The organism is Bacillus sp. FJAT-42315 (genome assembly GCF_002797375.1).
In the GTDB taxonomy this organism is placed as follows: domain Bacteria; phylum Bacillota; class Bacilli; order Bacillales; family Domibacillaceae; genus Bacillus_CE.
This window is the reverse complement of sequence record NZ_KZ454942.1, coordinates 69,887-92,587: the sequence shown is the minus strand read 5'-3', so window position 1 is coordinate 92,587 and position 22,701 is coordinate 69,887. Positions and strand designations below refer to the sequence as shown.

Below are 22,701 nucleotides of genomic sequence, written 5' to 3'. Positions count from 1 at the left end.
ATCAAAAGGTGTTTTCCAAACGTTGATTCAAGAATAATACCAGGCTCGCTTACACCGGTATAGCGGGGTTCTGTATGAAAAGAGAAGGGAGAAGAAATTCATGGCGAAAGACGATGTTATTGAAATTGAAGGTATTGTAGCTGAAACATTACCAAATGCAATGTTTAAAGTAGAATTAGAAAATGGTCATACGATTCTAGCTCATGTATCTGGAAAGATCCGTATGCACTTCATTCGTATTCTGCCAGGAGATAAAGTGACAGTGGAACTTTCTCCTTACGATTTGACTCGTGGAAGAATTACTTATCGTTATAAATAATTAATGCACTCCGGACTATGAAGGAGGTTGGAAAAATGAAAGTAAGACCATCAGTAAAACCAATCTGTGAAAAATGTAAGATCATCCGCAGAAAAGGTAAAGTTATGGTGATTTGTGAAAATCCTAAACATAAACAAAAACAAGGATAATTATAAAGGGAGGTGCACATATATATGGCACGTGTAGCAGGTGTTGATATTCCACGCGACAAGCGTGTAGTTATCTCATTAACTTACATCTATGGTATTGGCAGAAATACTGCTGAACAAATCTTAGCGGAAGCTGGTGTTTCTCAAGACACTCGTGTACGTGACCTTACGGAAGATGAATTAAACAAAATCCGTGAAGTCATTGACAAATTGAAAGTTGAGGGTGACCTTCGTCGTGAAATCTCTCTTAACATCAAACGTCTAATGGAAATCGGTTCTTACCGTGGACTACGTCATCGTCGTGGTTTACCAGTTCGTGGACAAAATACGAAGAACAATGCTCGTACTCGTAAAGGTCCTCGTAAAACTGTAGCTAACAAGAAAAAATAATCGGTAAAGGAGGTCAATTTTCGACATGGCTCGTAAACAACAAACTCGTAAGCGTCGTGTGAAAAAGAATATCGAATCAGGTATCGCTCACATTCGCTCAACATTTAACAATACAATTGTAACTATTACAGACGTTCATGGTAATGCTCTGTCTTGGTCTAGTGCAGGTGCACTTGGTTTTAGAGGTTCACGTAAAGCAACGCCGTTTGCTGCACAAATGGCTGCTGAAACAGCTGCGAAGACATCAATCGAACATGGTATGAAATCTCTAGAAGTAACTGTTAAAGGTCCTGGTTCTGGTCGTGAGGCTGCAATTCGTGCGCTTCAAGCTGCAGGATTAGAAGTTACTGCTATTAAAGACGTAACTCCTGTTCCACATAACGGATGTCGCCCTCCAAAACGTCGCCGTGTTTAATTTTTCTGTATAATTTTTATATCTCTGTCAATAATGGGATATAATAGAATGTTACGTTCAATACAGACTTAGTAAACCAGTTGTTGTGCGCAATCGGGAACGTAAACATGGGGGAATTTCGGTTGAATGTTAAGCCGGGGTTTCGACGTATTGAAGGAGGTATAATTGAATGATCGAAATTGAAAAACCAAAAATTGAAACGGTTGAGATCAGCGATGATGCCACTCATGGAAAATTTGTCGTAGAACCACTTGAGCGTGGATATGGTACAACTTTGGGTAACTCCTTACGTCGTATACTATTATCCTCACTCCCAGGTGCTGCTGTCACATCTATTCAGATTGACGGGGTATTGCATGAGTTCTCAACAATTGAAGGCGTCGTGGAAGATGTTACATCAATCATCTTAAATATTAAGAAGCTAGCGCTGAAAATTTACTCTGATGAGGAAAAAACGCTAGAGATTGATGTGCAAGGAAATGGCGTAATCACAGCTGCTGATATTACGCACGATAGTGATGTGGAAATTCTTAACCCAGATTTGCATATTGCAACTTTAGGTGAGAATGCACATTTCCGTATGCGTTTAACAGCACAGCGTGGAAGAGGTTATAATCCAGCTGTTCAAAACAAAAAGGAAGATCATCCAATTGGTGTGATTCCGATCGACTCCATCTATACGCCAGTTGAGCGTGTAAACTACCAAGTAGAAAGCACGCGCGTTGGACAATTAACAAACTATGATAAATTATCATTGGATGTTTGGACAGATGGTAGTATTGGTCCGAAAGAAGCAATTTCTTTAGGAGCAAAAATCTTAACTGAACACTTAAACATCTTCGTAGGCTTAACAGACGAAGCTCAAAATGCTGAGATTATGGTTGAAAAAGAAGAAGACCAAAAAGAAAAAGTTCTAGAAATGACAATTGAAGAGCTTGATCTTTCTGTCCGTTCTTACAACTGCTTAAAGCGTGCTGGTATTAACACAGTACAAGAGCTTGCAAGCAAGAGTGAAGAGGATATGATGAAGGTTCGAAATCTTGGCCGTAAATCACTTGAAGAAGTGAAAGCGAAGCTAGATGAGCTTGGTTTAGGATTAAGAAAAGAAGATTGATGACAGAATAAAAAACGATTTCAACAAAGGAGGGTATCTTCATGTCTTACAGAAAGCTAGGACGTACAAGCGCTCAGCGTAAAGCAATGCTTCGTGATTTAACGACTGACTTGATCATCAGCGAGCGCATTGAAACAACTGAAGCACGTGCGAAAGAACTTCGCTCAGTTGTGGAAAAAATGATTACACTTGGTAAACGTGGTGACTTACATGCTCGTCGTCAAGCAGCTGCTTTCCTTCGTAACGAAGTAGCATCAGTGGTTGAAGTAGAAGACGAGAATGGCAAGAAGAAAGAAAAGCCTGTATATGCAATACAAAAACTTTTCTCAGACGTTGCTCCTCGTTACAGCGAGCGCCAAGGTGGTTATACTCGCATTATGAAAATGGGTCCTCGTCGTGGTGACGGTGCACCAATGGTTATTATTGAGCTTGTGTAATTATCAATGAAACCACTACAAGGGCAGAACACTCCAGCTATGCTTGGGTTTTGCCCTTTTTTTATAACAATAAGAAAGCAGTACGCGCTTTTCTTATTTTCGTTGAAGACTGAATAGTATGAAGCTTGAGCGTTATGATGAGCAACTTAGGGTGACTCGTCTAGCTCATGCACCCCTTCCGCTCTTACTCGTATTAAGAGGCCGTTTTATTGGCAGAAAAGTACTTTTTCTTTGGAATGGGGTGCGGGCTTTTTTTGTATAGACAACTTTTTTGAATAGGTAAGTCGAGAGGGGGAGAGCCATGAAGGAGCCAATCATTTCGATTGAACATGTGTATTTCCGATATCCAGAACAAGCAGATCATGCTTTGAAAGATATTACGTTAAATGTGCATCGAGGAGAATGGTTAGCCATTGTTGGTCATAATGGTTCAGGAAAGTCGACTCTCGCCAAAATGTTAAATGGTCTTCATTATCCTGAGAAGGGGAGTGTCACCATTAGTGGCACTTTATTAGAGGAAGAGCAAGTTTGGGAGATTCGCAAACGGCTTGGGATGGTCTTTCAAAATCCAGATAATCAATTTGTTGGCACAACTGTGCAGGATGATGTGGCTTTTGGGTTAGAAAATAACGGTGTTCCGTATGCGGCGATGAAAGAAAGGGTACAAGATTCCTTGCAGAAAGTAGGAATGCTCGATTTTCTGAATCAAGAGCCGCACCATCTATCTGGAGGTCAAAAGCAACGAGTGGCAATCGCCGGAGTCATTGCTTTACAACCAGAGATCATTTTATTGGATGAGGCTACGTCCATGCTTGACCCCAGAGGGAGAGAAGAGGTGTTACAGACCGTACGCCAATTAAACGAAGAACAAGACTTAACTGTTATTTCGATTACACATGATTTAGAGGAAGCCGCACGAGCAGATCGAATCATTGTGTTAAATAAAGGGACGGTACATACGGTCGGTACGCCTGAAGAGATTTTTCAAATGAATGAAGAGCTGGTTCAATTAGGGCTAGATGTACCCTTTTCTGTAAAATTAAGTGACCAGTTACGATCACATGGCTTTTCGATTCAACAAAATCATTTAACAGAAGAAGAGCTGGTGAGGGAATTATGGATATCCAACTTCAAGAAGTAGAGTATCGTTATGCGGCAGGCACTCCTTTTGAACATAAGGCCCTTCACAATGTCAGCTTCACGATTCCAGGAGGCACCTATTTAGCGATTATTGGACATACAGGCTCAGGGAAGTCGACGATCTTGCAGCATTTAAATGCCTTGCTACAGCCAACAAGCGGTCAAGTTCATATTGGTGATCGGATCGTTTCATCAGAAAAGAAGGAAAAGAATCTAAAAGACGTCCGCAAGCGTGTAGGGATTGTCTTTCAGTTTCCAGAGCATCAGCTGTTTGAAGAAACGGTCGAAAAAGATATTTGCTATGGTCCGATGAATTTCGGTGTATCGGAAGAAGAAGCGAAGCAACGAGCAAAACAAGTGATCCGCCAGGTGGGGTTGTCTGAGGAAATATTAAACAAATCACCCTTTGACTTATCAGGGGGGCAAATGCGGCGAGTAGCGATTGCTGGCGTGCTAGCGATGGAACCCGAAGTCATTGTATTAGATGAGCCAACAGCCGGCCTTGATCCGAGAGGGCGCAAGGAAATGATGAAGATGTTTGCTACCCTTCATAAGGAGCGAAACTTATCGACCATTCTTGTGACGCACAGCATGGAGGATGCCGCTCTGTATGCCGATGAAATGGTCATTATGCATCAAGGTGAGGTATATCAAAAAGGCAAGCCGCGCGAGCTATTTTCTAAACGAGAAGAATTGTTTCAATTAGGGCTCAGTGTACCAGAGGTCGTTCGTTTTCAGCATCGTTTTGAAGAAGAGTCTGGTATCAAACTCGAAAAAACATGCTTGACGATGGATGAGCTTGTTGAGCAGTTGCAACTTGTGCATAAGCGAGGTGAGGGTCGATGATGGAAAAAATGGTCTTTGGCCGCTATTTGCCGCTGGACTCTGTTGTCCATCGACTAGATCCTCGGGCAAAGCTCTTATTTATTTTTGTCTATGTAGCGATCGTCTTTCTAGCTAATAACGTAGTCACTTATGGTTTATTGCTCTTATTTACTTTTCTATCGATCTTTTTATCTAAAATTAATATTCGCTTTTTAATTATTGGGTTAAAACCGGTCTTATGGATCATTATTTTTACGTTTTCATTGCATCTGTTTTTGACGAAGGAAGGCGATCTCCTTTGGAAAGCAGGCTGGATTGAAATTTATGAAGGCGGCTTACAGCAAGGGGCATTTATTTCTTTGCGGTTTCTACTGTTAATCTTTATGACGTCGCTATTGACGTTGACGACGTCACCTATTTCAATCACAGATGGACTAGAAAGCTTACTGAAGCCATTTAAAAAGATGAAGCTACCTGTCCATGAGCTGGCGTTAATGATGTCGATTTCCCTGCGTTTCATTCCGACATTAATGGATGAAACCGAGAAGATTATGAAAGCGCAAATGGCTCGGGGAGCGGACTTTTCTAGTGGTCCAATCAAAGAACGAGTAAAGGCGATTGTGCCACTTTTGATTCCGTTGTTTGTTAGCGCATTTAAGCGAGCAGAAGACTTAGCAACAGCGATGGAAGCAAGAGGCTATCGCGGTGGCGAAGGACGGACGAAATATCGGTTGTTGCAGTGGTCGATGAAAGACACCATCTCGCTGCTGGTGCTGCTAATTTTAGCTGTCGTCCTGTTTTATTTAAGGAGTTAACGGAGTGGTGAAAGATGAATCGCATTAAATGTATCATTTCTTATGACGGAGCGTTGTTTTCTGGCTATCAAATTCAGCCGAACGGTCGCACCGTGCAAGAGGAACTCGAAAAAGTACTGAAAAAAATGCATAAAGGTCGCGGTGTGAAAGTGACCGCTTCTGGGCGCACGGATGCTGGTGTTCATGCCGTTGGACAAGTCATTCATTTTGACACGCCGCTCGAGCTACCAGCTGAGCGTTGGTCTGTCGCATTAAATAGCCAGCTTCCAGGAGACATTGCCGTATTAACAGCGGAAACCGTTCCACAATCGTTTCACGCTCGTTTTTCGCCTATCGGGAAGGAGTATCGGTACAAAATCTATCAAGAGCCGCATAGAAGCCCGTTTAAGCGCTTTTACGCCTATCACTGTCCATTTGACCTTAACTTGGAGTCAATGCGTCAGGCAGCTGCTTATTTGATCGGTACGCACGATTTCACGAGCTTTTGTTCAGCGAAAACGGAAGTGCAGGATAAAGTGAGAGAAGTAAAAGAGATTACTATTGAACAGCGAGATCATGAAATTGAACTGAAATTTGTCGGAAATGGATTTTTATATAATATGGTCCGTATTATGACAGGCACATTGATGGAAGTAGGGATGGGAAAACGAGATCCCTATGAAGTAAAAAAAATTTTAGAAGCGAAGGATCGGGGGCAAGCCGGTAAAACGGCACCAGCAGAAGGCTTGTATCTTCAGCAAGTATTCTATGGCAACTAATCCGGGTGTGACATTTTTTCTTGACAATGATTTCTGAAAGATATATTATATCATATGGTATGTTATTTAACCCCACGATGAGCCCCGGAAAGCAATTCGTGATATAAATACAGTGAACCAAAAACATATTTTTTAGGAGGGTAAACACAAATGCGTACGACTTATATGGCAAAAGCTAGCGAAATCGAACGTAAATGGTACGTTGTTGATGCTGAAGGCAAGACTTTAGGTCGCCTTTCAAGCGAAGTAGCGTCTATTTTACGCGGTAAACATAAACCAACATATACACCACACGTTGACACTGGTGATCACGTGATCATCATCAATGCAGAGAAAATCGAATTAACAGGTAAGAAATTAACGGATAAGATTTATTACCGTCACAGCATGTACCCAGGTGGATTAAAAACCCGTACTGCTTTAGAAATGCGCACAAACTATCCAGAAAGAATGCTTGAGCTTGCAATTAAAGGCATGCTTCCAAAAGGTTCTTTAGGACGTCAAATGGCGAAGAAATTACACGTATATGCTGGTGCAGAGCACAAGCATGAAGCACAAAAACCAGAAGTTTACGAACTTCGCGGATAATTAATAATTATTAAGAGGAGGTCATTATCTTGGCACAAGTTCAATATATCGGAACAGGCCGCCGCAAGAGCTCAGTTGCTCGCGTGCGCTTAGTACCTGGAGATGGAAAAATCGTCATCAACGGACGTGACGTAGTAGACTATATCCCATTCGAAGCTTTACGTACAGTAATCAAGCAACCTCTAGTTGCTACTGAAACTGTAAGCAGCTACGATGTACATGTAAACGTAAACGGAGGCGGCTACACAGGTCAAGCTGGAGCAATCCGCCACGGTATCGCTCGTGCGTTACTTCAAGCAGATCCTGAATTCCGTCCAACATTAAAACGCGCTGGTTACTTAACTCGTGACGCTCGTATGAAAGAACGTAAAAAATACGGTCTTAAAGGCGCTCGTCGTGCACCTCAGTTCTCAAAACGTTAATTTGGCGTTTTCGAAACCCTTTCTCGCAATTGCGAGAAAGGGTTTTTTTTGGGGTTTCTTCGACTTTGTGGTTTATTTCTCCAACCTTCCGACTATATTCTTCAAACCCGCTTTATAGATTGAGCTTGGTAACTATTATATAAAAAGGTTGTGGTATCCTTAAGTTGAGCGGTTAGTTTAAAAAAGCTTTTCTATGGCAGAAAGAGTGAGGACATGAGCGTTTTTATTTTAGAAGATGATGTGATTCAAGCGGAAAAATTAAAGCGAATGATCAGGGCCATTTGTGAGGAACAAAAGATGGGGGATGTACCCATTTTTGCTACGAGTAAAGGTGAACGTATTATCGAAAGAATCGCTCATTCTTCCAGGAATAACATTTATTTTTTAGATATTGAAATAAAGAATGAGGAGCAAAAAGGATTTAAAGTGGCACAGGACATCCGTAGAGTAGATGAATGGGGGATTATTGCGTTTATTACGACCCATTCGGAATTTGCCCCTATTTCATACCAGTACATGGTGTCTGCTTTAACGTTTATTGACAAACATTTAAGTCAGGAAACGCTTTATGCTCGTATTGAAACATGTTTATTAAAATATAAACAATCGAATCAAGGCTTTGCACCAGTGAATGATTTCATTTTAGAAAATACTCATGCGACGATACGAGTTCCTTTTGCAGACATTGAGTATGTGATGACAGCCGAGCCTCATCGTCTAGAGCTAATAACAGCTAATCGAGTCATTCGTTTTTACGGGAAGCTAAAAGAGGTGGAGGATCGTGATGAGCGTTTAATCCGCTGTCATCAATCTTATGTCGTGAATGTAGAGAAAATTGTTGAATTCAATATGAAAGAAAAAGTGGTTGTTTTAACGAACGAGGCTCGTGTACCCGTATCTCGTCGTTTATTCAAAAAAGTGAATACAACGTGGCAGCACTATCTTTCCAAGAATGGTGGTTAGACATAAATGATTGATATGCTCGTTTTTTTCATCATTGGGTTATGTCACATTGTTTTTTATGTATATTTAATCGGTTATCCTAAGTTTTCTTGGGGCGGTCTTATATTGTTGTCCTTCTTCATGACTGTTTTTCTTGTTTTCTTAGTTAGCTATACGGGCTATCCTGAATTTAATGCGATCATTCCTATTCTTTTTTTACTTTGTATAGGATTGCTCAAATATAAGCAAGGATTGACGATCGTTCAAAGCTTTTACTTTGCGAGTATGAGTCTGTTTATTATTTCATTGGCTAAGACGATCATTCCAAAGCTTTTATTAGAATTATGGCTCTTGTCGGATTTAAGTCTATATGCATCAAGCTTTAGTATCATTCATTTATTATCGGCGTCTTTTATTTTGTTGATCGTTGTTGTGAAAAGAGAGTCCATCAATCATATAGCCGACTACTTAATTCAAAGTCCTTTCTACTACATCAGCTATGTTTCTTTATTGCTAGGTAATTTCTTGCTGATCATTTTATCAAGCCCAAGTATGAGTGTGTTAAATACCTTCAATCAGAAATATAGTGATTTAAGCTATGTGATTTCTTTGTTACTATTTTTAGTCCTCTTATTCTTTTTCTTTTTAAGCTCTCATTTATTCAAGGAAAAAGTGATTCAAGCTCGCAAAGAAACAGCCGAACAAGAATTGCTTTCTTATACGGAAAAATTGGAAGTGATGCATGAAGAGTTAGCCAGTTTCCGCCATGATTATTTGAACTTACTGCTATCGTTAGATGAGGGGGTTCGCGCTAGAAATATTGATCTCGTAGAACAAGTATACAATGATATCATCAAGCCTACTTCTACTATTATGAATCATAAAGAGCTAGAGCTTGTGAAGCTTGCTCGAATTAAAGTGCCAGAAATCAAAAGCATCATCAGTGTCAAAGTGATTGCAGCTCATCAAAAAAATGTATCTGTGATCATTGATACACCGCATGATATTGACCGCATCTATATAGAGCTTGTTGATTTCATTCGTGCGATTTCGATCATCGTAGATAATGCGGTGGAAGAAGCGAGTTTATCAGAGAAACGAGAGTTGACGATTGCCTTTTTTGAAATGGACGGTGAGCAGAAATTTATCGTAAAAAATAGTTGTCGCCAGAAAAGCATTAAGCTCTCAGAAATTTATCAAAAAAATGTCTCAAGCAAATTAAACGATACAGGCGATAGAGGCTACGGTTTATTCTCATTGAAACGAATCGTTGATAGTACACCGATCATTAGTTTAGAAACGGTGTTTGAGTATCCTTATTTCACTCAAATTTTATCCGTGAAATATAGACCGCTTAAGAATGAAAACGGACCAGTTTTGAAATAAATACATACAAATGCGGTCGTTTCTCTTTATACTCAATGCATAACGAGTGAGGAGATGTAAGCGGTGGCAGGAGTCGTTTTTGGATTGTTGATAGGGATGATGTTTCCGTTAGCTGCTCTATTTTATTGTCTTATTAACAAGCGCTATTTCAGGCCTTATCTTTTAGGTGTATTGGCTTTTATCATTTCGCAAATGTTACTTAGGCTTCCTCTGCTTCAATGGTTAAGCGGGAATGTGATAGCGTATGATATGTTTCGAGCAACACAGCCTTTCTTTTTCGCTTTGGGGCTTGGCTTTTCAGCTGGCATTTTTGAAGGGATTGCTCGTTATATCGCCATGAAATACTTTATGAAAAATCACCGCGCTTGGGATGATGGTATCGTTTTCGGCATTGGACATGGTGGAATTGAAGCGGTGTTATTTTTGGGCATGAGTGCTTTAACGAGCTTGTTCTCCCCCACCATGTGGCTCATGCATGGTACGGATTATTTTATAGGTGGCATAGAGCGGCTATTTGCTATTTTACTTCATGTTGGGCTGTCTATCCTTGTGTTGAAGGGAGTGGCTAGTGGACAAATCAAGTATTTGCTTTATGCAATCGTTATTCATGGCATGATCGACTCATTCGTAGGCATTGTCCCACTGCTTATCACGAGTTCAACTTCCATCATTGTGATCGAAGGGCTATTAATGATTACGAGCATTTTTCTCTTTGCTTATTGTATGAAACTAAGAAAAAACTGGAGTGTTGTAAAATGAAAAAGTACATCGTGTCGATCGTAAGTGCGTGTATGCTTTTGCTACTTTTAAGCGCCTGTGGAGGGGATAAAGTGGATGAGGAAACATCAGAGAAAATGATTCAGCAAGCGGAAGATGTTGTCCAGTTTCTGAATGATCAACAATACGAAGAGTTAAGGGAAACTTTTGATAGTACGTTGAAGAAAGAGTTGACGGAAGAAAGGCTAAAGGAACTTGAGCCGATTTTTGAGGAATCGGGTGCATTTGAAAAATTTGAGAAATCTTCAGTTGAGGAAAAAGACGGCCATTATATTGTTGTGTTAGTCGCGAAGCATGCTAATGATCAGCGTATTTTTACGGTGACCATAAACAAGTCTAATCAAGTCAGTGGACTTTTTGTGAAATAACGAGTTTTTAGAATAAAATTTAATTGAAAGTATCGATAAAAGGGATTTGGAATGTTTTCATTTCAAGTTCTTTTTTTATGCCTTAAAAAGACTTTGAAGCGTTTGATTCCAGGCTTATAGGGTGAATTACAGCGAAATTTTTTTCGGAATAAACCGTATAGATAATTGTCACTAATGTTTAGGGAGGATTCGTATGTATTCAACAATCAGGCCTCCGCAGAGAGTCATTTCACCGGATGCTGTAAAGGTTTGGCGGATGACAGAAATCATATCCGATGTCATTATTCTTGCGGTATTAGGCGGGCTTTACGGTCTTTATAGCTATTTTGATTGGAGGGAATGGATTAGTTGGGTTTTAATTGGTTTAGCTATTGTAACAGTTATGGCAGCTATTTGGGGTATCATCTTTGCACCGGAGCTGAAGCAGAAATATTGGCGTTATGATGTAAGCGAAGAGTTTATTCAGTTAAGGTATGGTGTATGGAATGAAGTACATGTCTTAGTTCCGGTGACGAAGGTGCAGTCTGTTGAGTTAAATCAAGGTCCTTTTTTACGGAAATATGGGCTGTATTCAATTAGTGTTGGGACGATGGGAACGACGCATGAAATTCCGGCAGTTCCACAGGCGGAAGCTCATGAGCTACGCGATCAAATTGCCCACTATGCAAAGATTAAGGGAGTGGAATGATGGGACAGCCATTAAAGAGGCTACATCCGCTAAAAATGGTTTTAGATATATGGAAGTTGATCAAAGAAAATGCTTTCTTTTTCATCCTCTTATTTATTCTCAATTTCAATTCTGACAAGACCTACATAGAGGTTTTGCAAATTATTTTTATCGTCTATATTGCAGCGCGTTTAATATGGACGTTGCTCGATTGGTTTACATACAAATATGAAATTAAAGAGAATAACATTTACGTTCAGTCAGGTGTTTTTTCGAAATCATATCGTACGGCTCCTTTTAGTAAAGTACAAAATATTCAATGTCGGACAACGATTTTCCATAAACTTTTTCGTGTGACCTGTATGACAGTAGAAACGGCAACAGCAGGGGATGAGAGTTCTGTTACGTTTGATATTCTTCTAAGGAAAGAAGCCGATCAGTTAGAACAGCAAATCAATAGGGTTCGTGCTAGAGAGCCGTTGGCAAATGAAGAGGGGTTAGACCGACAAGCAGAAACGACATTTGTGGCACCTGCTACGGAAGAAAAGACCGTACACTTTACTCCGACTAGAAAAGATTTATTGAAGGCGTCTTTTATTTCGCTCAGCTTTTTTATCTTGTTCCCTATTGTCTTCAAATTGGATGATATTTTTCAAATAGAAACGTTTGCGAAAGATTTTTTTGAGGTTATATCTAAATCATGGTGGATTATTTCACTTGTGAGTGTAGTGTTGATCGTGTTATCTATTGGCATTGGTATCGTACGGACGTTTATGAAATATGGTAAATACGAAATATCTTCTGACAGTCAAAGTGTTTACATTAAAAAAGGTGTGTTAGATGAGTCCTCGTTTATGATTCAAAAAGAGAAGGTGCAAGCAATCGTTATTACCCAGTCTTTTATGAAACGACTATTAGGTCTTGCGGAAGTGGAGCTAATTAGTGCGGGACGAACGGACTTTGAAGAAACGGAGACGAATTCGTTGTATCCGTTTCTTGAGGAGATTTTGCCAAGTTATCGTGTAGAGAGGCAGATGGAGCGGCTGCCGAAAGAAGCGTTTTGGGTACGAATGATTAGACATAGTGTCTTCTGGTTGGTCGTAACAGCTGCGGTTCTCTATTTCAAACCATCCTTCTGGTATATTCCTGTCGCACCTACTGCTTTTGCCTATTTGATTAAGGTCTTTAATTATAAAAATAGTCGATATCGAATAACCGAGGAATTTATTCAAATGAAGACAGGAGCATTTTCCTCGTCTTTGTTCATTACGAAGCGAAGTAAAGTGATTGAAATAGAAGCAACGCAGTCGAAGCTTCAGAAATCTTTCGGTTTGGCAACGATTAAAACGGTGAATCGTGCTCAACCTGTTCATTATGAGGAACTGGCTGATGTACCTGCTGAAGTGGCAGATAAATTTTATTCATGGTATGCGGTGAGAAGAAATGAAGTGAAAATTCACCAGGGTGAAGTGGCTACAACAGAAGTGGTGCAAAACTAGTAATGTGAAAAAACTTGTGTGGACCTAATCCGCACAAGTTTTCTTCATATTCTTGATTCTTGTCCCATAAGTTAGCTACAGGAGGATCATAAAGGTGGGGATGAGATGAAGAGGTGGAAGAAGCTTGTCGTCTTTTGTTTGACAGTTGCCGTTTGTATTTTTCTCTTTCAACATTTTATCGCGGACCGGAATTCGTGGAAGCCGTGGAATCTGCCGCTTTCCGGGAAAACGATTTATTTAGATCCAGGTCATGGTGGGCCTGATGGGGGAGCGGGAGATGACGAAGTGCTGGAGAAGGATGTCGCTCTTGCGGTGGCGGAAAAGGTTCGTGATTATTTGCAGGGGCAGGGAGCGATTGTGCTGATGACGAGGGAAAGTGACAAGGACTTGGCCGACCCAGATACAAAAAGATACCGCACGAGAAAAACGGAGGATTTAAAAGAGCGGCTACGGTTAATTAATGAGTCTAAAGCGGATTTGTTTGTCAGTATTCATTTGAATGCGATCCCTTCTCCGAGATGGCGGGGCGCACAAACATTTTTTATGCCGACCTTGCCAGAGAACACCCAATTAGCGAAAGCGATTCAGGATGAGATGGTATTAAATTTGGAAAATACAACGAGAATGGCCAAGGCAATTAATCATGTGTATTTAATGAAATATGCGAATAAGCCGGGAGCGCTCGTAGAAATTGGTTTTTTGTCGAATCCGGATGAGAAGCAGGATTTGATGACGGAGGAATACCAAGAAAAGGTGGCCGCTTCGATTTATAAGGGGGTTATGAAATATTTAGATGAAGAGCAGAAGTGAAAGCATGCCCGATCCTTCTTTTGCATCGTGAGAATGTGGTATACTAAACGAGATATGAAACGATGACAGAAGAAGGATGGTGTATGTGTTGGTAACAATAGAACAAGTTCAAGAAATTTTAGCGAAAATGGAAGATCCTTTTTTACATAAAACGTTAGCAGAAACAAACGGTATTATCGATATTAGTGTGAAGGAAGAGAAACAGCATGTTAGTGTGAAAGTGGCAATTGCGCAAACGGGCACAGCAGAACAGCTGCAGCTGCAAATGCAGATTGTCGATGCATTGAAAGAAGCGGGCGCACAAACAGTCGGTATTCGTTTTGCTGATCTTCCAGAAGAAGAGTTAGCGAAGTACCGTGGTGCGGAGGGTGACCAAGAGGAAGGTCTGCTTTCTCCAAATAGCAAGACGACGTTTGTCGCAATTGCTAGTGGAAAGGGTGGTGTTGGTAAATCAACGGTATCCGTAAACCTAGCTGTAGCACTAGCTCGCCTTGGCAAAAAAGTAGGGCTTGTTGATGCCGATATTTACGGCTTTAGCGTGCCGGATATGATGGGAATTATGCAACGTCCAGTCGTTCGTGGAGATAAAATCATTCCAGTAGAACGCTTCGGAGTCAAGGTAATTTCGATGGGCTTTTTCGTGGACGATAACGCACCTGTCATTTGGCGTGGTCCAATGCTTGGAAAGATGCTAACGAGCTTCTTCCAAGAAGTAGAGTGGGGAGATTTAGACTACTTGCTACTTGATTTACCACCAGGAACAGGAGATGTCGCATTAGATATTCACTCGATGCTTCCGCATTCTAAAGAAATTATCGTCTCTACTCCACATCCGACGGCGGCGTTTGTTGCGGCTCGTGCAGGAGCGATGGCGCTACAAACGGATCATGAAGTGATTGGTGTCGTGGAGAACATGGCTTATTTTGAAAGTAAAGTAACTAGTGAGAAGGAATATGTCTTCGGTCGCGGAGGCGGAGATAAGTTGGCAGAAGAGCTTCGAACAGAAGTGTTAGGTCGCTTACCGCTACAACAGCCGGATTGGGATGAAGAAGATTTTGCTCCGTCTGTTTATGCCGAGGATCATAAATTAGGTTTAATTTATAAAGAAATAGCTGATAAGGTGATTAACAAATTAGGTTAATTTTCTTCAAAAAAAGATGGACAACGGTGGGGAGCCGCGTCCATCTTTTTTTATTTCCCACTTTCTTTTTCTTTGTCTTTTGCTTGTTCTTCTGCAGCTTTTAATAATATCTCTTGGATTTTTGCTTGATACAATGGGCTTTCAAATGTTTCATTCATGACGGTTTGTAGATGTTTCCGGTATTCTTTGCTTTTTAGCAGCTTCGTCACATTTTTTTCGTATTCGGGGTCCTTTAAAATATCGAGCATCATCGCTTGGTATTGTGGGTCTTTCATTAAAGACTTCAATAATGCTTCGTGTTCTTTTTTCATACTTTTGGCGACGGCTGCAGCGAAGGCAGGGTCTTTAAAGGCTTCTTTCCAAAATTTTTCTCCTTTATCAGATAAGATTGTTTGTTCAATCGATTGAGAGACAACCTTCTGATCCATCACTAGCTGCTGTTTCACCTTTTCATCCTTCATCATTTCTTGTAATGCTTTCTTACCATCATCTGTTTTCAATATATCAACGACCATTTTCTTCGTCGCTTCGTAATCCATTTGGGCATTTCCAGTAGGTGGCGTGCCTCCTCCGCAAGCTGATAACAAACATACGAGTAAGAGGAGCGGCAAAGTCATTTTTAACATGGGGAAGCTCCTTTCAATGCTTGGCTTTATCATTAATATGAGCAGAGCGGTGGAAAATATACGAGGCTTAGCTTTACCTAGATTTTTTTTACTCCCGTTGATACAATCAAAAGAGCATAAATATATTGTTGGGGGTAGGACAGTGACGATCCGGAATTGGGTAAGGTTTTTTGTACATACATTAATGATTGGCGGAGCGGCAGCAGGTATTATCGGATTATTTATTCGTTGGGATGAATTATCTCCGCTGATGGTTCAAGGGGATTGGAAAGATGTATTTTCCATCGTTACTTGGCATGTTGCTGTTGGTTTTACATTTAGTGTGATTAGTCAAATGGGCTTTTTCGCTTATTTAACCGTTCACCAATTTGGAGCAGGAATGTTCCGTTCATTTTGGAATAGTGTTCAGGTACTGCTGATTGCGTTTGTTCTTTTCGATCTTGTGTATTTCCGCTTTCAAGCGTTTGGCGATCAAGGCGAGTCGTTATGGCCGTATCTCGTATTGGCAGGTTTTTTGCTACTAGTAGGAGTTGGTACAGCGATAGCGAAAGCGAAATTAACGAATAAAAGCGTGTTCATTTCCGCTTTATTCTTTATGATTGTGCTTACGGTGTTAGAATGGTTACCGGTGTTGCAGGTGAATGATAAAAAGTGGCTATACATTATGTTGCTCACATTATTACCATGCAATGCGTTTCAATTATTAGCTTTACCTAAATATAATCAACGTCCGGCAGAAAAAAGCAGAGTGTGAAGAACTCTGCTTTTTTAATTCACTAATTTTGTTTCAGCAACTCCATTATCAATTAATTGTGAAACGGTCACCATTCGATCGGCCTTTGACACGTGCTGAATCACTTCTGGCAACAGTGTGTTTGTTTGTTTGGCTGAATCTGAAGCGTGCATAAGAATAATATCCCCTGATTCTACCTCTTTTATTTTCGACATAATATGCTTTGAACCAGGATTTTTCCAGTCGTCTGTATTAATGCTCCAATGCACATATGTTAAATTCATTTCTTCCGCAACACTGATGACTTCTTTGTTAAAATGCCCAGTTGGTGCTCGAAGTAGCTCGATATCTTCTATTTGCAGCTTTTTAAATACCTCTTGTGCTTTTAATAAATCCTTTTTTATTTCTTCGTTCGTTAAAGTTGTGTAATCCACATACCGATATCCTAGTAACCCAATTTCAAAATGATGCTCTTTCATTTTTTTGACTAAGTCGGGATGTCGCTCGGCCCACGATCCTGATAAAAAGAAGGTCGCCTTTGTTTTATGCCGAATGAGAGTTTGAACAATTTTGCTCGCTTTTTCATCTCCCCAGCCGATATCGAATGTTAAAGCGATTCCTTTCTCACCTTTATACACTGCTTTAGGTGTCTCCTTTGAAGAAAAGACAGGCATACTAATGGAATTTTTTGAAAACAATAAAAGAGCAGTAAAGAATGAAACAGCTACTAAAAGCAAAAACTGCTTTGTTTTTTTCGTGTTCAATGTATAAAAGTAAATCATGCTCTCCCCCCGGTCATGTAGTCTTAGTGAATTTTATGAGCATGTACATAAATATTATGACAAACAAATCAAATCGCTGAATAGCATAGAAGTATGAGAAGAATAAAAAATAACGGGTGATGAAATGCTAGCACTTTTAATTAATGAGGAAGAGAAAAGAGAAATTTATTATTTGCTTAAAAGGGAAATGGATGAAATCTTATTTGACTTGGGTGATACGAGAATCGCCGAAGCTGTAAAATGCTCCATGAAAGCAAAGTATGAACGATTGTTTGAGTTGTTTAAACGAGTGGCCCCCGAAGGAGAATGTATGCAGTATTTAGCTTATCAAAAAACTTTTTTGAAAAAGTTTTAAATTAGCGTTGACTTTATTAGTTGTTCCGTGATAAATTATTACTTGTCGCCGCGATGGTGACGATAACAAAAAATAATTTTTGAAAAACATATTGATTTTTATAAAGTCATTATGTTATGATTGAAAAGTCGCTGAAAACGACAATTGATTGAAATTGATCTTTGAAAACTGAACAAAATAAACGTCAACGTTAATTCTAAAAAAACTTAGTTGATCTAAGTGAAACAATTTATGAGCAATCAAACACTTTATCGGAGAGTTTGATCCTGGCTCAGGACGAACGCTGGCGGCGTGCCTAATACATGCAAGTCGAGCGGACTTGATAGGAGCTTGCTTCTATTCAAGTTAGCGGCGGACGGGTGAGTAACACGTGGGTAACCTGCCTGTAAGACTGGGATAACTCCGGGAAACCGGGGCTAATACCGGATAACTTCTTTCTCCGCATGGAGAAGGATTGAAAGATGGTTTCGGCTATCACTTACAGATGGACCCGCGGCGCATTAGCTAGTTGGTGAGGTAACGGCTCACCAAGGCAACGATGCGTAGCCGACCTGAGAGGGTGATCGGCCACACTGGGACTGAGACACGGCCCAGACTCCTACGGGAGGCAGCAGTAGGGAATCTTCCGCAATGGACGAAAGTCTGACGGAGCAACGCCGCGTGAGTGAAGAAGGTTTTCGGATCGTAAAGCTCTGTTGTTAGGGAAGAACAAGTATCGGAGTAACTGCCGGTACCTTGACGGTACCTAACCAGAAAGCCACGGCTAACTACGTGCCAGCAGCCGCGGTAATACGTAGGTGGCAAGCGTTGTCCGGAATTATTGGGCGTAAAGCGCGCGCAGGCGGTCTTTTAAGTCTGATGTGAAAGCCCACGGCTCAACCGTGGAGGGTCATTGGAAACTGGAAGACTTGAGTGCAGAAGAGAAGAGCGGAATTCCACGTGTAGCGGTGAAATGCGTAGAGATGTGGAGGAACACCAGTGGCGAAGGCGGCTCTTTGGTCTGTAACTGACGCTGAGGCGCGAAAGCGTGGGGAGCAAACAGGATTAGATACCCTGGTAGTCCACGCCGTAAACGATGAGTGCTAAGTGTTGGAGGGTTTCCGCCCTTCAGTGCTGCAGCTAACGCATTAAGCACTCCGCCTGGGGAGTACGGTCGCAAGACTGAAACTCAAAGGAATTGACGGGGGCCCGCACAAGCGGTGGAGCATGTGGTTTAATTCGAAGCAACGCGAAGAACCTTACCAGGTCTTGACATCCTCTGACAACTCTGGAGACAGAGCGTTCCCCTTCGGGGGACAGAGTGACAGGTGGTGCATGGTTGTCGTCAGCTCGTGTCGTGAGATGTTGGGTTAAGTCCCGCAACGAGCGCAACCCTTGATCTTAGTTGCCAGCATTTAGTTGGGCACTCTAAGGTGACTGCCGGTGACAAACCGGAGGAAGGTGGGGATGACGTCAAATCATCATGCCCCTTATGACCTGGGCTACACACGTGCTACAATGGATGGTACAAAGGGCTGCAAGACCGCGAGGTTTAGCCAATCCCATAAAACCATTCTCAGTTCGGATTGTAGGCTGCAACTCGCCTACATGAAGCCGGAATCGCTAGTAATCGCGGATCAGCATGCCGCGGTGAATACGTTCCCGGGCCTTGTACACACCGCCCGTCACACCACGAGAGTTTGTAACACCCGAAGTCGGTGGGGTAACCCTTACGGGAGCCAGCCGCCTAAGGTGGGACAGATGATTGGGGTGAAGTCGTAACAAGGTAGCCGTATCGGAAGGTGCGGCTGGATCACCTCCTTTCTAAGGATAGAACGGAAAGTAAGAACGTTGTTCTTACTCAAATTAACGATGCGTTTTATTTTGTTCAGTTTTGAAGGATGAATTCCTTCTATAACTATTACTTGTTCTTTGAAAACTGGATAATATTGTATAAAGTAACCAAGCAATAACCGAGTAATCGCCATTTTAGGTTAAGTTAGAAAGGGCGCACGGTGGATGCCTTGGCACTAGGAGCCGATGAAGGACGGGACTAACTCCGATATGCTCCGGGGAGCTGTAAGTAAGCTTTGATCCGGAGATTTCCGAATGGGGAAACCCACTGTTCGTAATGGAACAGTATCTCTATCTGAATACATAGGATAGTTGAAGGCACACCCGGGGAACTGAAACATCTAAGTACCTGGAGGAAGAGAAAGCAAATGCGATTCCCTGAGTAGCGGCGAGCGAAACGGGAACAGCCCAAACCAGAAGGCTTGCCTTCTGGGGTTGTAGGACACTCTACACGGAGTTACAAAAGAACGGGATAGGCGAAGAGGTCTGGAAAGGCCCATCAGAGAAGGTAACAATCCTGTAACCGAAATTTCGTTCTCTCCAGAGTGGATCCTGAGTACGGCGGAACACGTGAAATTCCGTCGGAATCCGGGAGGACCATCTCCCAAGGCTAAATACTCCCTAGTGACCGATAGTGAACCAGTACCGTGAGGGAAAGGTGAAAAGCACCCCGGAAGGGGAGTGAAATAGATCCTGAAACCGTGTGCCTACAAGTAGTTAGAGCCCGTTAATGGGTGATAGCGTGCCTTTTGTAGAATGAACCGGCGAGTTACGATTTCATGCAAGGTTAAGTCAGAAAGACGGAGCCGCAGCGAAAGCGAGTCTGAATAGGGCGAATGAGTATGAGGTCGTAGACCCGAAACCAGGTGATCTACCCATGTCCAGGGTGAAGGTAAGGTAACACTTACTGGAGGCCCGAACCCACGCACGTTGAAAAGTGCGGGGATGAGGTGTGGGTAGCGGTGAAATTCCAATCGAACCTGGAGATAGCTGGTTCTCTCCGAAATAGCTTTAGGGCTAGCCTCAAGGGAAGAGTTTTGGAGGTAGAGCACTGTTTGGACTAGGGGCCCCCATCGGGTTACCGAATTCAGACAAACTCCGAATGCCAAAAACTTATCCTTGGGAGTCAGACTGCGAGTGATAAGATCCGTAGTCAAGAGGGAAACAGCCCAGACCACCAGCTAAGGTCCCAAAGTATACGTTAAGTGGAAAAGGATGTGGAGTTGCTTAGACAACCAGGATGTTGGCTTAGAAGCAGCCACCATTTAAAGAGTGCGTAATAGCTCACTGGTCGAGTGACTCTGCGCCGAAAATGTACCGGGGCTAAACGTATCACCGAAGCTGTGGATTGACATCTTAGATGTCAGTGGTAGGAGAGCGTTCTAAGGGCTGTGAAGCTAGACCGTAAGGACTGGTGGAGCGCTTAGAAGTGAGAATGCCGGTATGAGTAGCGAAAGAAGGGTGAGAATCCCTTCCACCGAATGCCTAAGGTTTCCTGAGGAAGGCTCGTCCTCTCAGGGTTAGTCGGGACCTAAGCCGAGGCCGATAGGCGTAGGCGATGGACAACAGGTTGATATTCCTGTACCACCTATTTACCATTTGAGCAATGGGGGGACGCAGGAGGATAGGGTAAGCGCGCGAATGGAAATGCGCGTCCAAGCAGTTAGGCCGATGACGAGGCAAATCCCGTCATCATCAAGGCGGAGCTGTGACGGCGAGGGAAATATAGTACCGAAGTTCCTGATTCCACACTGCCAAGAAAAGCCTCTAGCGAGGTAAAAGGTGCCCGTACCGCAAACCGACACAGGTAGGCGAGGAGAGAATCCTAAGGTGAGCGAGTGAACTCTCGTTAAGGAACTCGGCAAAATGACCCCGTAACTTCGGGAGAAGGGGTGCTCTTTGGGGTGAATAGCCCCGAGGAGCCGCAGTGAATAGGCCCAGGCGACTGTTTAGCAAAAACACAGGTCTCTGCGAAGCCGCAAGGCGAAGTATAGGGGCTGACGCCTGCCCGGTGCTGGAAGGTTAAGGGGAGCGCTTAGCGTAAGCGAAGGTGTGAACCGAAGCCCCAGTAAACGGCGGCCGTAACTATAACGGTCCTAAGGTAGCGAAATTCCTTGTCGGGTAAGTTCCGACCCGCACGAAAGGCGTAACGATCTGGGCACTGTCTCAACGAGAGACTCGGTGAAATTATAGTACCTGTGAAGATGCAGGTTACCCGCGACAGGACGGAAAGACCCCGTGGAGCTTTACTGTAGCCTGATATTGAATTTTGGCACAGCTTGTACAGGATAGGTAGGAGCCTTTGAAGCGTGAGCGCCAGCTTACGTGGAGGCGTTGGTGGGATACTACCCTGGCTGTGTTGAACTTCTAACCCGCACCCCTGATCGGGGTGGGAGACAGTGTCAGGCGGGCAGTTTGACTGGGGCGGTCGCCTCCTAAAAAGTAACGGAGGCGCCCAAAGGTTCCCTCAGAATGGTTGGAAATCATTCGCAGAGTGTAAAGGCACAAGGGAGCTTGACTGCGAGACCTACAAGTCGAGCAGGGACGAAAGTCGGGCTTAGTGATCCGGTGGTTCCGCATGGAAGGGCCATCGCTCAACGGATAAAAGCTACCCCGGGGATAACAGGCTTATCTCCCCCAAGAGTCCACATCGACGGGGAGGTTTGGCACCTCGATGTCGGCTCATCGCATCCTGGGGCTGTAGTCGGTCCCAAGGGTTGGGCTGTTCGCCCATTAAAGCGGTACGCGAGCTGGGTTCAGAACGTCGTGAGACAGTTCGGTCCCTATCCGTCGCGGGCGCAGGAAATTTGAGAGGAGCTGTCCTTAGTACGAGAGGACCGGGATGGACGCACCGCTGGTGTACCAGTTGTCTTGCCAAAGGCATCGCTGGGTAGCTATGTGCGGACGGGATAAGTGCTGAAAGCATCTAAGCATGAAGCCCCCCTCAAGATGAGATTTCCCATAGCGCAAGCTAGTAAGATCCCTGAAAGATGATCAGGTAGATAGGTTCGAGGTGGAAGCGTGGCGACACGTGGAGCTGACGAATACTAATCGATCGAGGACTTTTCCTAGGCGATTTGCAAGGTTACAATACTTATTATCCAGTTTTGAAAGAACAACTCTTTCAAACTTCATAGTCTGGTGGCGATAGCGAAGAGGTCACACCCGTTCCCATCCCGAACACGGAAGTTAAGCTCTTCAGCGCCGATGGTAGTTGGGGGTTTCCCCCTGTGAGAGTAGGACGTTGCCAGGCAAGCATTCCGCAGTAGCTCAGTGGTAGAGCTATCGGCTGTTAACCGATCGGTCGCAAGTTCGAATCTTGCCTGCGGAGCCATTGCTTCCATAGCTCAGCAGGTAGAGTGCTTCCATGGTAAGGAAGAGGTCACCGGTTCGAGCCCGGTTGGAAGCTT

Annotated in this window: 24 protein-coding genes, 2 tRNA genes and 3 rRNA genes; 27 read left to right on the top strand and 2 right to left on the bottom strand. The window is 42.8% G+C overall.

The genetic code is table 11. From position 1 onward, the window contains the following. Positions 1–100 precede the first annotated feature (100 nt). From infA to CEF22_RS17975, 20 genes are all read left to right on the top strand, one after another. Positions 101–319 carry a translation initiation factor IF-1 gene (gene infA / locus CEF22_RS18070; protein ID WP_094833992.1) on the top strand — a complete coding sequence of 73 codons (219 nt, stop codon included), beginning with the start codon at positions 101–103 and terminating at the stop codon, positions 317–319. Between the two features lie 35 nt (positions 320–354). Then, positions 355–468 carry a 50S ribosomal protein L36 gene (gene rpmJ / locus CEF22_RS18065; protein WP_016205879.1) on the top strand — a complete coding sequence of 38 codons (114 nt, stop codon included), beginning with the start codon at positions 355–357 and terminating at the stop codon, positions 466–468. Positions 469–492: 24 nt separating this feature from the next. Beyond that, entirely contained in the window at positions 493–858 is a 366-nt protein-coding gene (gene rpsM, locus CEF22_RS18060; protein ID WP_094833993.1) for a 30S ribosomal protein S13, read from the top strand. 25 nt (positions 859–883) lie between these two features. After that, on the top strand, positions 884–1,273 hold the full coding sequence (rpsK, locus tag CEF22_RS18055; protein ID WP_095479261.1) for a 30S ribosomal protein S11: 390 nt from the start codon (positions 884–886) through the stop codon (positions 1,271–1,273). A gap of 169 nt (positions 1,274–1,442) precedes the next feature. Continuing rightward, entirely contained in the window at positions 1,443–2,387 is a 945-nt protein-coding gene (locus tag CEF22_RS18050; RefSeq protein ID WP_100404146.1) for a DNA-directed RNA polymerase subunit alpha, read from the top strand. Between the two features lie 41 nt (positions 2,388–2,428). After that, positions 2,429–2,824, top strand: coding sequence for a 50S ribosomal protein L17 (rplQ, locus tag CEF22_RS18045; RefSeq protein ID WP_100404145.1), 396 nt, complete (start codon positions 2,429–2,431; stop codon positions 2,822–2,824). A 301-nt stretch (positions 2,825–3,125) separates the two neighbouring features. Next, positions 3,126–3,965: an energy-coupling factor ABC transporter ATP-binding protein gene (locus CEF22_RS18040; protein ID WP_100404144.1), complete on the top strand. Its 840-nt coding sequence runs from the start codon at positions 3,126–3,128 to the stop codon at positions 3,963–3,965. Further along, positions 3,941–4,810 carry an energy-coupling factor ABC transporter ATP-binding protein gene (locus CEF22_RS18035; RefSeq protein WP_100404143.1) on the top strand — a complete coding sequence of 290 codons (870 nt, stop codon included), beginning with the start codon at positions 3,941–3,943 and terminating at the stop codon, positions 4,808–4,810. Before CEF22_RS18040 ends, CEF22_RS18035 begins: the two co-directional genes overlap by 25 nt. Beyond that, entirely contained in the window at positions 4,807–5,604 is a 798-nt protein-coding gene (locus tag CEF22_RS18030; RefSeq protein ID WP_100404142.1) for an energy-coupling factor transporter transmembrane component T family protein, read from the top strand. The genes CEF22_RS18035 and CEF22_RS18030 overlap by 4 nt, the downstream gene beginning before the upstream one ends. 14 nt (positions 5,605–5,618) lie before the next feature. Continuing rightward, a complete protein-coding gene (gene truA, locus CEF22_RS18025) occupies positions 5,619–6,362 on the top strand; it encodes a tRNA pseudouridine(38-40) synthase TruA (protein ID WP_100404141.1) in 744 nt (247 codons plus the stop codon). Positions 6,363–6,512: 150 nt separating this feature from the next. Further along, entirely contained in the window at positions 6,513–6,950 is a 438-nt protein-coding gene (gene rplM, locus CEF22_RS18020) for a 50S ribosomal protein L13 (protein WP_100404140.1), read from the top strand. Between the two features lie 29 nt (positions 6,951–6,979). Further along, positions 6,980–7,372: a 30S ribosomal protein S9 gene (gene rpsI / locus CEF22_RS18015; RefSeq protein ID WP_100404139.1), complete on the top strand. Its 393-nt coding sequence runs from the start codon at positions 6,980–6,982 to the stop codon at positions 7,370–7,372. Between the two features lie 213 nt (positions 7,373–7,585). Further along, positions 7,586–8,335: a response regulator transcription factor gene (locus CEF22_RS18010; RefSeq protein WP_100404138.1), complete on the top strand. Its 750-nt coding sequence runs from the start codon at positions 7,586–7,588 to the stop codon at positions 8,333–8,335. A gap of 6 nt (positions 8,336–8,341) precedes the next feature. Next, positions 8,342–9,700: a GHKL domain-containing protein gene (locus tag CEF22_RS18005; protein WP_100404137.1), complete on the top strand. Its 1,359-nt coding sequence runs from the start codon at positions 8,342–8,344 to the stop codon at positions 9,698–9,700. 63 nt (positions 9,701–9,763) lie between these two features. Continuing rightward, positions 9,764–10,459, top strand: coding sequence for a YhfC family glutamic-type intramembrane protease (locus CEF22_RS18000; RefSeq protein ID WP_100404136.1), 696 nt, complete (start codon positions 9,764–9,766; stop codon positions 10,457–10,459). Continuing rightward, entirely contained in the window at positions 10,456–10,845 is a 390-nt protein-coding gene (locus CEF22_RS17995; RefSeq protein WP_232726222.1) for a DUF3887 domain-containing protein, read from the top strand. The genes CEF22_RS18000 and CEF22_RS17995 overlap by 4 nt, the downstream gene beginning before the upstream one ends. Before the next feature lie 193 nt (positions 10,846–11,038). Further along, positions 11,039–11,533 (top strand): PH domain-containing protein, encoded by a 495-nt coding sequence (locus CEF22_RS17990; RefSeq protein WP_100404135.1) that lies wholly within the window; start codon positions 11,039–11,041, stop codon positions 11,531–11,533. Beyond that, a complete protein-coding gene (locus CEF22_RS17985; protein WP_100404134.1) occupies positions 11,530–13,011 on the top strand; it encodes a PH domain-containing protein in 1,482 nt (493 codons plus the stop codon). The genes CEF22_RS17990 and CEF22_RS17985 overlap by 4 nt, the downstream gene beginning before the upstream one ends. A 105-nt stretch (positions 13,012–13,116) precedes the next feature. Continuing rightward, complete coding sequence (gene cwlD / locus CEF22_RS17980; protein ID WP_095479246.1) at positions 13,117–13,821, top strand: N-acetylmuramoyl-L-alanine amidase CwlD; 705 nt, start codon at positions 13,117–13,119, stop codon at positions 13,819–13,821. An 88-nt stretch (positions 13,822–13,909) separates the two neighbouring features. Beyond that, positions 13,910–14,962 carry an Mrp/NBP35 family ATP-binding protein gene (locus tag CEF22_RS17975; protein ID WP_100404177.1) on the top strand — a complete coding sequence of 351 codons (1,053 nt, stop codon included), beginning with the start codon at positions 13,910–13,912 and terminating at the stop codon, positions 14,960–14,962. Positions 14,963–15,012: 50 nt separating this feature from the next. Here CEF22_RS17975 and gerD read toward each other — a convergent pair whose 3' ends face one another. Beyond that, positions 15,013–15,588, bottom strand: coding sequence for a spore germination lipoprotein GerD (gene gerD, locus CEF22_RS17970; protein WP_100404133.1), 576 nt, complete (start codon positions 15,586–15,588; stop codon positions 15,013–15,015). 142 nt (positions 15,589–15,730) lie between these two features. Here gerD and CEF22_RS17965 point away from each other — a divergent pair, with 142 nt between their 5' ends. After that, positions 15,731–16,342, top strand: coding sequence for a KinB-signaling pathway activation protein (locus CEF22_RS17965; protein WP_100404176.1), 612 nt, complete (start codon positions 15,731–15,733; stop codon positions 16,340–16,342). A gap of 14 nt (positions 16,343–16,356) precedes the next feature. On the opposite strand, the gene CEF22_RS17960 is transcribed toward CEF22_RS17965, so the two are convergent. Continuing rightward, positions 16,357–17,103, bottom strand: a complete 747-nt coding sequence (locus tag CEF22_RS17960; RefSeq protein ID WP_100404132.1) for a polysaccharide deacetylase family protein — start codon at positions 17,101–17,103, stop codon at positions 16,357–16,359. A gap of 124 nt (positions 17,104–17,227) precedes the next feature. On the opposite strand from CEF22_RS17960, the gene CEF22_RS17955 reads away from it, so the two are divergent. The 6 genes from CEF22_RS17955 (at position 17,228) to CEF22_RS17930 (ending at position 22,700) form a co-directional block, all read left to right on the top strand. After that, entirely contained in the window at positions 17,228–17,458 is a 231-nt protein-coding gene (locus CEF22_RS17955) for a hypothetical protein (RefSeq protein ID WP_094836936.1), read from the top strand. A gap of 248 nt (positions 17,459–17,706) precedes the next feature. After that, positions 17,707–19,261: ribosomal RNA gene (locus tag CEF22_RS17950) — 16S ribosomal RNA — on the top strand. Positions 19,262–19,429: 168 nt separating this feature from the next. Then, positions 19,430–22,362: ribosomal RNA gene (locus tag CEF22_RS17945) — 23S ribosomal RNA — on the top strand. A 66-nt stretch (positions 22,363–22,428) separates the two neighbouring features. Next, positions 22,429–22,544: ribosomal RNA gene (gene rrf / locus CEF22_RS17940) — 5S ribosomal RNA — on the top strand. The 16S, 23S and 5S rRNA genes sit together here with 2 tRNA genes alongside, the layout of an rRNA operon. 6 nt (positions 22,545–22,550) lie before the next feature. Further along, positions 22,551–22,625: transfer RNA gene (locus CEF22_RS17935), tRNA-Asn, on the top strand. Between the two features lie 2 nt (positions 22,626–22,627). Then, positions 22,628–22,700 (top strand) — tRNA-Thr (locus CEF22_RS17930). The last annotated feature ends 1 nt before the right edge of the window (position 22,701 follow it).